The sequence below is a fragment of the Guptibacillus hwajinpoensis genome (assembly GCF_020524165.1).
GTDB lineage: Bacteria > Bacillota > Bacilli > Bacillales > Guptibacillaceae > Guptibacillus > Guptibacillus hwajinpoensis_D.
The window spans coordinates 1,081,801-1,093,942 of record NZ_JAIVKU010000004.1 but is presented as its reverse complement, the minus strand read 5'-3'; the positions used below and the strand labels follow the sequence as shown (position 1 = coordinate 1,093,942).

General features: G+C 41.8%; 10 protein-coding genes. All 10 read left to right on the top strand.

Going from position 1 to position 12,142, the window contains the following annotated elements; translation table 11 throughout:
* The first annotated feature begins 10 nt into the window (after window positions 1-10).
* A complete protein-coding gene (mraY, locus tag LC090_RS12670; protein ID WP_226658366.1) occupies window positions 11-985 on the top strand; it encodes a phospho-N-acetylmuramoyl-pentapeptide-transferase in 975 nt (324 codons plus the stop codon).
* Complete coding sequence (gene murD, locus LC090_RS12665) at window positions 985-2,325, top strand: UDP-N-acetylmuramoyl-L-alanine--D-glutamate ligase (RefSeq protein WP_226658365.1); 1,341 nt, start codon at window positions 985-987, stop codon at window positions 2,323-2,325. Before mraY ends, murD begins: the two co-directional genes overlap by 1 nt.
* Before the next feature lie 67 nt (window positions 2,326-2,392).
* Window positions 2,393-3,493 carry a stage V sporulation protein E gene (gene spoVE / locus LC090_RS12660; RefSeq protein WP_226658364.1) on the top strand — a complete coding sequence of 367 codons (1,101 nt, stop codon included), beginning with the start codon at window positions 2,393-2,395 and terminating at the stop codon, window positions 3,491-3,493.
* Between the two features lie 288 nt (window positions 3,494-3,781).
* Window positions 3,782-4,567 (top strand): cell division protein FtsQ/DivIB, encoded by a 786-nt coding sequence (locus LC090_RS12655; RefSeq protein ID WP_226658363.1) that lies wholly within the window; start codon window positions 3,782-3,784, stop codon window positions 4,565-4,567.
* Between the two features lie 474 nt (window positions 4,568-5,041).
* Window positions 5,042-6,322, top strand: a complete 1,281-nt coding sequence (ftsA, locus tag LC090_RS12650; protein WP_098443304.1) for a cell division protein FtsA — start codon at window positions 5,042-5,044, stop codon at window positions 6,320-6,322.
* A gap of 30 nt (window positions 6,323-6,352) precedes the next feature.
* A complete protein-coding gene (gene ftsZ, locus LC090_RS12645; protein WP_226658362.1) occupies window positions 6,353-7,495 on the top strand; it encodes a cell division protein FtsZ in 1,143 nt (380 codons plus the stop codon).
* A gap of 275 nt (window positions 7,496-7,770) precedes the next feature.
* Complete coding sequence (locus LC090_RS12640; protein WP_226658361.1) at window positions 7,771-9,063, top strand: homoserine dehydrogenase; 1,293 nt, start codon at window positions 7,771-7,773, stop codon at window positions 9,061-9,063.
* A complete protein-coding gene (gene thrC, locus LC090_RS12635; protein WP_226658360.1) occupies window positions 9,063-10,118 on the top strand; it encodes a threonine synthase in 1,056 nt (351 codons plus the stop codon). The genes LC090_RS12640 and thrC overlap by 1 nt, the downstream gene beginning before the upstream one ends.
* A complete protein-coding gene (gene thrB / locus LC090_RS12630; protein WP_226658359.1) occupies window positions 10,115-11,038 on the top strand; it encodes a homoserine kinase in 924 nt (307 codons plus the stop codon). Before thrC ends, thrB begins: the two co-directional genes overlap by 4 nt.
* Before the next feature lie 172 nt (window positions 11,039-11,210).
* Window positions 11,211-12,128 carry a sigma-E processing peptidase SpoIIGA gene (gene spoIIGA / locus LC090_RS12625; protein ID WP_226658358.1) on the top strand — a complete coding sequence of 306 codons (918 nt, stop codon included), beginning with the start codon at window positions 11,211-11,213 and terminating at the stop codon, window positions 12,126-12,128.
* The last annotated feature ends 14 nt before the right edge of the window (window positions 12,129-12,142 follow it).

The window sequence follows — 12,142 nt, the reverse complement described above, 5'->3', positions numbered from 1 at the left end:
AGGCAGTACAGTGATTGAACAATTATTAATTTTTAGTTTGCTAACATCTTTTATTATAGCGGTGCTTGTATCACCGGTATTTATTCCTTATTTAAGAAGACTTAAATTTGGACAGAGTATTCGGGAAGAAGGACCAAAATCACACCAGAAGAAATCTGGTACACCAACTATGGGTGGCTTAATTATTATTCTCGCGATTATTCTAGGTACCGTCATTATTGCATTAAAATATGATGAAATTTCAACTCAAATTTGGCTGCTTTTGTTTGTGACTGTTGGATATGGTCTCATTGGCTTTTTAGATGATTTTATTAAAGTAGTGAAAAAACGAAACCTTGGCTTAACTTCCAAGCAGAAGCTACTAGGTCAAATGGTTATTGCCATTCTCGTTTATTTTGGTTTAAGAACAATTGGATTTGATACGGCTATTCGGGTTCCTGGTACAGAAATTAGTTTTGATATTGGCGTAGGATATGTTGTTCTACTGTTTGTGATGCTGGTTGGTGCTTCCAATGCGGTGAATTTAACTGACGGTTTAGATGGTCTTGTCGCTGGTACAGCAGCGATTGCTTTTGGTGCTTTTGCCATTTTAGCAGCTGCAGTTTATATGTATGACGTAGCTATTTTCTCAGTAAGTGTTGTTGGAGCAGTTCTCGGGTTTCTTGTTTTTAATGCCCACCCAGCAAAAGTATTCATGGGTGATACCGGGTCGCTTGCTCTTGGTGGAGCGCTTGCCGCTGTTGCCATTATGACCAAGCTTGAGCTCCTGCTTGTGATCGTTGGTGGCGTCTTTGTCATTGAAACATTGTCAGTGATTATTCAAGTTGCCTCATTTAAAACAACAGGGAAGCGCGTGTTTAAAATGAGCCCGCTTCATCACCACTATGAACTTTCTGGTTGGACAGAATGGCGCGTAGTCGCTACATTCTGGACAGTAGGGTTAATCTGTGCAGCGTTTGGAATCTATCTTGAGGTGTGGATGTAATGAAAAAGGTAAACTATGAAAATAAATCAGTACTCGTATTAGGTATAGCGAAAAGCGGTTTTGCTGCAGCCAAATTGCTTCGCTCTCTTGGCGCAACCGTTACAGTGAATGATCGAGAGGAAGTTGCAAACAACCCAAAAGCAGTAGAACTTCAGCAGTTAGGGTTTAGAGTGATTGGTGGGGGACATCCGCTCGAACTACTTGAGGGGATTGACTTGATTGTCAAAAACCCTGGTATTCCTTATCAAAATCCGCTTCTTGTAGAAGCAGGTAAGAAAAATATTCCGATCGTAACAGAAGTAGAGATTGCTGGTGAGGTTTCTGAAGCACCATTTATTGCGATTACTGGTTCAAACGGAAAAACAACGACAACGACATTAATCGGTCAACTATTACATGATACGCCGGCTAATCCAATCGTTGCTGGTAATATCGGCACGGTTGTCTGTGAAGTAGCTGCCGAAGCAACACCAGATCAAACGCTTGTGACGGAGCTATCAAGCTTTCAACTACAAGGAACAGTCAATTTCCATCCGCACATTTCCGTGCTACTTAATATTTATGAAGCGCACCTTGATTACCATGGTACAAAGGACGCTTATGCGGCAGCGAAAGCACGTATGTTCCGAAATCAAACGAGTGAGGATTTTGCCGTTTATAATGCAGATGATTCGCTAGTTTCTTCGTTTGCTGAAGCATCAAAAGCTTCGTTAGTTCCATTCTCTGCTACAAAAAAACTCGATGCCGGAGTTAGTATCGAGGGTGGATGGATCGTTTTTAAAGAGGAGAAAGTAATTAAAATTGATGAGCTTTCGATGAAACAAAATATTGAAAACACGCTTGCTGCTATTGCGGTAGCGAAGTTATCTGGTGTTTCGAATGAAAAAATTTATGAGGAACTTACCAATTTTCACGGCGTGAAACATCGGCTCCAATTTGTTGGTGAAGTGAGTGGTCGGAAATTCTTCAACGATTCAAAAGCAACGAACTCAATCGCGACAAAAAAAGCGTTGGATTCATTCGATAAGCCTGTCATTCTTCTTGCAGGTGGACTGGATCGCGGAAATGGCTTCGATGATTTATCCACCTACTTTAAATCAAAAGTAAAGCATCTCATTACGTTCGGCCAAACGGCTCCAAAATTGAAGGGGACGGCCAATGAAGCAGGACTGAATTCTGTTACAGTTGTCGATAATGTAGAAGAAGCTGTTTCAACAGCGTATGATCTATCCGAAACGGGAGATGTTATTCTTCTATCACCAGCGTGCGCAAGCTGGGATCAGTTCAAAACGTTTGAAGAACGAGGAGACATCTTTATCGAGGCAATGCATAGACTCTAATGAGGGGTTGTCTTGCTTATCCGGTAAGTTCGGTTAGGTAAAATCGACGTAACGGAGTGTGGGTCTATTGCCGAAAACCAAATCAACGCCAGACCTGGTCTTTTTAACTGCAACACTCGTCCTGTTAGCAATTGGATTAATCATGGTTTACAGCGCAAGCGCCGTGTGGGCCTCCTATAAATTTGACGATGCGTTTTTCTTTGCAAAAAGACAGCTTCTTTTTGCAGGGGTAGGTGTGGCTGCCATGTTCTTCGTTATGAACGTAGAATATTGGACGTGGCGGACGTGGTCTAAAGTAGGGGTGCTGATCTGCTTCATTCTGCTCATCCTGGTCCTTATTCCTGGCGTGGGCCTCGTTCGAGGAGGAGCGAGAAGCTGGCTTGGCGTTGGTGCGTTTTCGATTCAACCGTCTGAGTTTACTAAGCTTGCGATGATTGCATTTCTTGCAAAATTCTTATCTGAAAATCAGAAGCGAATCACATCATTTAAAAAGGGTCTAGTTCCATCGCTTGGTCTTGTTTTTATTGCTTTTGGTATGATTATGCTTCAACCGGACCTTGGTACAGGTGCGGTGATGGTTGGAACGTGTGTTGTCATGATCTTTATATCAGGTGCAAGAATCGCCCATTTCGTTTGGCTAGGCATGCTCGGTTTAGCAGGTTTTGCAGTGCTGATATTGTCTGCACCATACCGAATTGCTAGGATTACTTCTTATCTGGATCCGTGGAGTGACCCATTAGGTAGCGGCTTCCAAATTATTCAGTCTCTTTATGCGATTGGTCCCGGTGGTTTAATGGGACTTGGTCTTGGACAGAGTAGACAGAAGTTTTATTATTTACCAGAACCGCAAACGGACTTTATCTTTGCTATTCTATCAGAAGAACTGGGGTTTATCGGCGGAACCTTTGTCATACTATTGTTTGCTCTCCTTCTTTGGAGAGGAATACGTATAGCTTTACGGGCACCGGATTTGTTTGGAAGTCTTCTGGCAGTGGGGATAATTGGGATGCTTGCGATTCAAGTGATGATTAATATCGGTGTTGTAACTGGCTTAATGCCAGTAACTGGGATTACTTTACCTTTTCTGAGCTATGGTGGCTCTTCGTTAACCCTGATGCTTGTTGCGATGGGGGTTTTACTAAATATAAGTCGTTACGCAAAGTTTTAAATGGAAACGACGGCCTTAAAGCGCTCATATCTGAGCGCTTTTTTCTTTACTGTATTTAGGCACTTTTCGTAGAGGAATCCTTATAGATAAAAGATAAAGTTCCTTATAGAAGCATCATAATATTTCTCTGGGATGAATTTCCTTCAAGTGGATAATAAGCGTCAAACTTATGCTATAATGATTGAAATAAGAACTAACTGCTGGATCATGCCGTTCGGTTGCCATGATAAGCATTTTTACATCTTAAGGGTAGACAGAAGTTCAATTACCGGAGACGGAGGCAAGACAATGGAAGATCGCAAAGTTGTAACAATTGAAGACCGGATCCCCACACTGAAAGCGCAACGGAAGCAGCGCGCTAATCGAAGGTTGGTCGTATATCTATCAATCTTTTTCTTTTTAATTTTGCTGATCATATACTTCCAATCTTCCTTAAGTCATATTCGGAACGTTGAAGTTTCTGGCAACAATTACGTTTCTGATAAAGAAATCATTCAATTGAGCGAGCTTGATAATAGCGTAAGCTTTTGGAATTTAAACAAAGAGAAAGTTGAGGAGAAGATAGAGCAGTCGAAAGAGATTGCGGATGTCACTGTTACAAGACATTTCCCTGTGACAGCAAAAGTGGAGGTAGTTGAGAATGCGCGTGTCGCTTACTTGAAAAAGGGAAGTCAATATTTCCCTATTCTACAATCAGGGGCGATTCTTGATTCACTTCCTAAAGGGGACACACCAGTAAGCGCTCCGATTTTGATGCAGTGGAATCAAAGTACAGAGTTATCTGATATGGCTGGTGAGCTTCGAAAGGTAAACTTAAGTATTATTAATCGTATTTCCGAGATTCACTACACACCAGACGGAGATAAAGCGTTTAACTTAACACTCTATATGACGGATGGCTATGAAGTGAAAACAAGCATTGCGGATTTTGCTGAGAAGATGAATAGTTACCCTTTAATCGTTGAGAAGTTGAAAGGGAAAGCCAAAGGAATCCTTTATTTGAATGAGGGGAGTTGGCTTGAGCCATACGAAGGTGCTCCAGCGGATGAGGAAAAGAAAAAAGAGACTTCATAAAAATGTTTGATAATACTTGTTCTAATGGACAGGGAATCAGCTTCATCAACGAACGGTTATAAGCAGGGTATCGCACAGAAAACCACTAAATAACATAGCAGAATGGAAGAAAACAACGAATTTCTTTTAAATACGTGAAACAGTGACTTTTCTACTGCTTTCACATGGTGTAGACTAATACTTACGCACTGCTTTAGACTGACTCCTCTTAATAATAGAAAGTAAGCGAGGAGAGTAGGGGTTTGTTACCCAAAAAAATAAGAGTAATTCTCGTATAAAAGAAGGGAAATAACCGGATTTGTGGAATAGAGTCCTTATATCACATTCTTCCCGGGACTTCATGACGCAAGACTTGAGGAAGTTTAAATCAAATCAATGTTGTGTATATAAAGGTGTTGGACATTTTTTCAACCCTATTATAGAGAAACTATTAATACCTGAACATGGTAGCATTTTGAAGGAGGTGCCAGGAGAATGAACAGCAATGAGATTTATGTGAGTCTAGACATCGGTACATCCAATGTGAAAGTAATCATTGGCCAGATGACGAACGATTCTTTAAATATTCTAGGAGTTGGCAGTGCGCCTTCCGATGGAATTCGCAAAGGATCGATTGTGGATATAGATGAAACTGTTCGTTCAATTAAACAGGCAGTAGAAAACGCAGAAAGAATGGTAGGTTTATCAGTTCGTTCTGTGATTGTGGGGATTAACGGCAATCACGTTCAGCTACAGCCCTGTCATGGGGTAGTGGCGGTATCAAGTGAGGATCGTGAAATTCATGATGAAGATATTGCTAGAGTAATTGATGCAGCACAGGTTGTTTCTATCCCTCCTGAGCGAGAAATTATTGATGTCATTCCAGGGCAGTTCGTTGTCGATGGACTGGATGGCATTACGGATCCGCGTGGTATGATTGGTGTTCGCCTGGAAATGGAAGGGACAATCATTACAGGTTCTAAAACAGTATTACATAATTTGTTAAGATGCGTGGAAAAAGCGGGTCTTGAAATTGCTGATATTTGTCTACAACCGCTTGCATGTGGATCAATGGCTTTATCAAAAGATGAGCGTAATTTAGGCGTAGCTCTCGTTAACATGGGCGCTGGTTCTACTACGATTTCCATCTTTGAAGAAGGGAACCTGAAAGCCACATCTGTTCTACAAATTGGTGGCGATCATGTAACAAAAGATATTTCGATAGGACTTAGAACAACGACTGAAGAAGCTGAGCGGATTAAGATTAAGCACGGCAATGCTTTCGTTGATCTTGCTTCAGAAGAGGAAGCTTTCACTGTATCGACTATTGGCAGTTCGGCTGAACAAGAATTTAATCAGTACGAATTAGCTCATATTATAGAACCTCGGATCGAAGAGATGTTAGAATTGATTGAAGACGAAATTAAGCGAATGGGAATTCGTGAATTGCCGGGCGGATTTGTTCTAACCGGTGGTATGGTCGGGATGGATGGCGTACTAGAACTTGCTCGTGAAATTCTGCAGCATAACGTACGTGTTGCTGTCCCTGACTATATCGGCGTACGCGAACCGCAATATACAACTGGCATTGGTCTTATCCAATTCACGTATAAAAACGTGAAGATTCAGGGCAAAGAAGTGGCAGCATCACTTAACCCTGAAGAAGAAGTGAAGCCCAAGCGTAGAACAAAAGCCGAACCTCAACCAGGTGAGAAATCTTCTTCACCAGGTATGAAAGAGAAAGTGAAGAATTTCTTTAATCTATTTGTTGAATAAAGGGCTATTACAAGATTAGGAGGACCTGAGATGTTAGAGTTTGATATGAATATGGAACAATTAGCACAGATAAAAGTAATCGGTGTCGGCGGAGGCGGAAGCAACGCTGTAAATCGTATGATTGAAAATGGTGTACAAGGTGTTGAATTTATTGCCGTTAACACGGATGCACAGGCATTAAACCTTGCAAAGGCAGAGGTGAAGATGCAAATTGGTGGTAAATTAACAAGAGGTCTTGGAGCTGGAGCTAATCCTGAGATTGGTAAGAAAGCTGCTGAAGAAAGCAAAGAACAGATCCAGGAAGCATTAAGCGGTGCGGATATGGTATTTGTCACGGCAGGAATGGGTGGCGGAACAGGTACTGGAGCAGCACCCGTTATTGCTGAAATCGCAAAAGAGCTTGGCGCTTTAACCGTAGGTGTTGTAACACGCCCGTTTACCTTTGAAGGTAAGAAACGTTCAACACAAGCTGTAACTGGTATTGCCATGCTGAAAGAAAAAGTCGATACGTTAATTGTTATCCCTAACGATCGTCTACTCGAAATCGTAGACAAGAATACGCCAATGCTTGAAGCGTTCCGTGAAGCGGACAACGTTCTTCGTCAGGGTGTTCAAGGTATTTCTGACCTTATTGCCGTACCAGGACTCATTAACCTTGACTTTGCCGATGTTAAGACCATCATGACAGAACGAGGTTCTGCACTAATGGGTATCGGTATTGCAACTGGGGAAAATCGCGCTTCTGAGGCTGCCAAGAAGGCTATATCCAGTCCACTTCTTGAAACATCGATTGATGGTGCCAAAGGTGTTCTAATGAACATTACGGGTGGATCTAACTTGAGTCTTTATGAAGTGAACGAAGCGGCTGATATCGTTTCTTCTGCATCTGATGAGAATGTGAACATGATTTTCGGTTCTGTTATTAATGAAGATTTAAAAGACGAAATTCTCGTTACTGTCATTGCGACAGGATTTGACGAGAATGAAAACAAGAAAAAGACGGTTCCACGTCCTTCAGCTCAGTCGAAGCAAAGCGCTCCGATTCAGCAACCTAAGCATGAAGAAGAAGAAGTACAGCCTGAACCATCTAAATTTGGCGCGCGCGCTGACGAATCCAATGACACATTGGACATCCCTACGTTCTTGCGTAATCGTAAACGAAACCGTCGCTAATTATGAAAACCAGCTCTTTTAGAGCTGGTTTTTTTTTGGAGCGATTTAGTTTTTTCTTTCATAAACACCCTTTGATTTCTTCAAAAGCATAGGATCCGAATCCTAGCGTCTACGATAAGAAATAGACAGTTGCTTTCTTCTTCTCACTTTTGTTAACATAGATAAAATTATATTTTTTCTGAAAATGGTGTTGTGTTCATGGGCAATCACACGTATAATGTCCATTATATAAAAACAAGTGTCCTCACCAGAAGGACAAAAGGAGTGGAGAGAATATGAAGGATTGCGTATCAGTTGGATTATTAGGATTAGGAACTGTTGGTAGTGGTGTGGTACATATGATTGACTCCCATCAAAAGGAATTGCAACAGCGAGTGGGCTGTCAGGTAAAAGTAGCCAAAGTCCTGGTAAGGGATATGGATAAAGAAAGAAGCGTCGATTTGGATGACAGTGTACTAACACTGGATCCAGAAGAAGTCATCAATAATCCTGAAGTTGATGTTGTGATTGAAGTGATTGGTGGAATTGATCAAGCGAAAGAATTCATTCTTGCTTCCCTACAAAATCACAAACACGTTGTCACTGCAAATAAAGATTTAATGGCCATTCACGGAAGAGAATTACTAAGTGCCGCAGTAGAAAATGAAAGTGATCTTTTCTATGAAGCTAGTGTAGCAGGCGGAATTCCGATTCTTAGAAGTTTAGTAGAAGGGTTATCCTCTGACCGTATTACAAAACTAATGGGAATTGTGAATGGAACAACAAACTACATCTTAACCAAGATGACAAAAAACAATGTCCCATACGAGAGCGTGTTGAAAGAAGCGCAGGATCTAGGCTTTGCTGAAGCAGATCCTACGGCAGATGTAGAGGGGCTAGATGCGGCCAGGAAAATGGTCATTCTAGGAACGCTCGGATTTTCAATGAAAGTCGGCTTAGATGATGTCAAGGTAGAAGGCATCACTCGCGTAGATGAAGATGATATTGCGTACAGTAAGAAATTAGGTTACACCATTAAACTATTAGGAATTGCTAGTTCAACAGATGGTTCCATCGAGTTATCCGTACAACCAACGTTGCTTCCTTCAAGGCACCCCTTAGCTTCCGTAAACGATGAATATAATGCAGTTTATGTCTACGGTGAAGCGGTTGGTGAAACGATGTTCTATGGTCCGGGGGCTGGACAATTACCAACTGCAACGGCGGTTGTATCGGATCTCGTTGCAGTTATTAAAAATATGAGACTAGGTGTGAATGGAAAAAGTGTGATCCTTCCTCAACATGATCGCAAGCTTAAAGAAGACGAGCAGATCAAAAGTAAACATTTTATTCGCTTAATTGTTAAAGATGAACCGGGTGCTTTCTCTAAAATTTCTCACCTCTTCCAGGATCGCGGACTAAGTTTAGAAAAGTTGATTCAGGAACCTGTAGTCAATAAAGGAACAGCTGAGCTTGTAATCATCACCCATGAAACAAATCAAAGAGCATTTGAAGATGTTCATAATCGATTAAGAGATCTTGATGTTGTTGTAGAAGTGAAGAGTCGCTATCGTGTGGAGGGGATGTAATGAGCTGGAACGGACTAATTAAGCATTATAAAGAGTATTTACCTCTGACTAAGGAAACGCCGCAACTCACTTTAAACGAAGGGAATACCCCTCTGTTAAAGCTTGATCAGCTGTCAGACGAACTGGGCATTTCACTTTACGTCAAAATTGAAGGGGCGAACCCAACTGGATCCTTTAAAGACCGTGGTATGGTTATGGCTGTTGCTAAAGCGAAAGAGGAAGGTAGCGATGCCATCATTTGTGCCTCAACTGGTAATACCGCGGCAGCGGCGGCAGCATACGGCGCAAGAGCAGGCTTGCGTTGTATCATCGTTATTCCAAAAGGGAAAGTAGCGCTTGGAAAGCTAGCTCAGGCTATGATCTATGGCGCAGAGATATTTGAGATTGATGGAAATTTCGATGAAGCCTTAAAAATGGTTCGCGATATAGCTGAAACAGAGCCTATTGCGCTCGTAAATTCTGTTAATCCTTATCGTTTAGAAGGACAAAAAACAGCAGCTTTTGAAGTATGTGACCAGCTCGGTGAGGCTCCTGATGTGCTCGCGATTCCTGTGGGGAATGCCGGTAACATTTCTGCTTATTGGAAAGGATTTAAAGAATATGTTTCAGAAGAAAGGCGCCCGCAAATGCGTGGATTTGAAGCGGAAGGATCTGCGGCAATTGTGCAAAAGAAAATTATTCCGAATCCAGAAACGATTGCTACGGCGATCCGTATCGGAAATCCCGCTAGCTGGCACTTGGCTGAAGAGGCTGTTATTGAATCGAAGGGGAAGATCGATAGCGTCACGGATGAAGAAATTCTCTCTGCCTATCAAGAACTTGCAAAAAAAGAAGGCGTCTTCGCAGAACCAGCTTCATGTGCTTCCGTTGCAGGCGTGATGAAGCAAGTGGCAACAGGTGAAATTAAGAAAGGTGCAAAAGTTGTTGCTGTTTTAACTGGTAATGGATTGAAAGACCCTGCAACGGCGATGGACAATGTGGTTGCAAAACCACGTGTAGTCGCAGCAAATAAAACAGCGTTTCTTGAAGAACTTAAGGGATGTGTCAGCCATTGATCATAGACGAATGTTTATACTTGAAAGTTCCAGGAAGTACGTCAAACCTTGGACCAGGGTTTGATTCCATTGGTCTAGCGATTGACCGCCATTTATACGTAAAAATTGAACCTTCGTCAGAATGGTCTTTTCACTATATTGATTTTGATGATCGCTTTCCATCTGGAAAAGAAAACATGATTTATCAAACGATTGAAGAAATTGAACGAAAGTATGGAAAAGGTAAAGAACCGATGCCTCACGCTGTCACGATGAGGAGCGAATTACCTTTGGAAAGAGGTCTTGGTAGTAGTGCTGCAGCCATTGTAGCCGCTGTAGAAATAGCAAATTATGCAATGGACCTCCGACTTACTCTTGAAGAGAAAGTTCAAATTGCAACAGTTTTTGAAGGTCATGCCGATAATGTTGCTGCCTCTCTTTATGGTGGTTTAGTCATTGCTACAGGGCAAGAGGGTTTAGAGACGATCTCACATAAGGTAATGGATTTAGAAATGATCGCCTTAATTCCAAACCATAAGTTGAAAACGACGGATTCTCGCTCGGTGCTTCCGAATATGCTACCTTATGAAGAAGCTGTGGAAGCGAGTAGCATTGCCAATCTTTTTGTTGGAGCAGCCCTCCAAAACGATTGGAAGTTAGCTGGTAAATTAATGGCGCATGATCTTTTTCATCAGCCATACCGAAAGCACCTTGTACCGGACCTTGAACAAGTCCATGAAATGGCTATCAGTCATGGAGGATATGGTGCTGCGTTAAGTGGAGCTGGACCTACACTCATTGTCTTTGCTCCAAGTGGCTCTTCAGAGTATCTTCAACAAACGTTAGCAAAACATTTTCCAACGTATCAATGTGAGGTGCTCCATCCAACGTCTTCTGGGGTCGAAGTAACTGTTGGAGCTTATGAAAATCAATCGATCTAATCAAAGTCGTCCTGAAAAGGACGACTTTTTCTAGTTTTAAGAGCGAGATGATGGCTGACAAAACTAGTGATAATTATCCAAAATAACCTCACCCTAACCGGCACAATCTGACAGGTTTATCTGTCAAATTAGTCTATACTTAGTATCAAAATCGCAAGGGGGGAGGCACTCTGTGGCAGTATACCTTGATGTGATTTGGCTTTTGAATTTTTGTTTTGATTACTTGCTACTCGCGCTAACTGGGATACTGCTAAAAAAAAGTGTTAAGAAAAGAAGACTTGCGACAGGTGCATTGGTTGCTTCTTTTTACGTTCTTTTTCTTTTTGTTCCGTCTTTAAGCTTTATGACACAGCCATTGATGAAATTGCTTTACTCTGTCTTGATCGTATACATGACGTTTGGATTTACTCGATTTCGTAGTTTCTTTCAGTGCTGGCTGCTCTTTTATTTTGTGACATTTATGATCGGTGGGGGAATGATGGGAGCACATTACTTTTTTCAGCAGGACATGACGGTCGTTAATGGTGCGATTGCGACAAAGAGCACGGGATTTGGAGATCCGGTGAGCTGGTCATTTGTCCTGATAGGATTCCCGCTTGTTTGGCTTTTTTCGAAGAAAAGAGTTGAGAACCTTGAAACGGCACGCATTCATTTTGATCAATTAGCAAACGTTACCATTCGAATTGATGAGGTGAATATATCAGCTACGGGTCTCATTGATAGTGGCAATCAGCTGCAGGATCCATTAAGCGGCTCTCCGGTGATGATTCTTGACATGACCGTTCATGAATCAAATTTTTCACCTGCATTCATTAAAAAAGCAAAAAACATTACTGAATTTCAAGAAGAGGGAGAGGGGGAACGTTGGGAACACAGGCTACGGATCGTTCCGTTTCGAGCAGTCGGACAAGATCACCAATTCTTGTGTGCTGTAAAGCCGGATGAAGTGATGATCTCATTAGAAGGTCGGTCATTCACAATAAAAAAAGTTCTTGTTGGGCTAAGCTTTCATACCATTTCTGGGGAAAAAGATTATACGTGTATACTTCATCCGAAAATGCTGACAGGACATAAGGCGACTGCGTCATAGAAATCACTATAAGA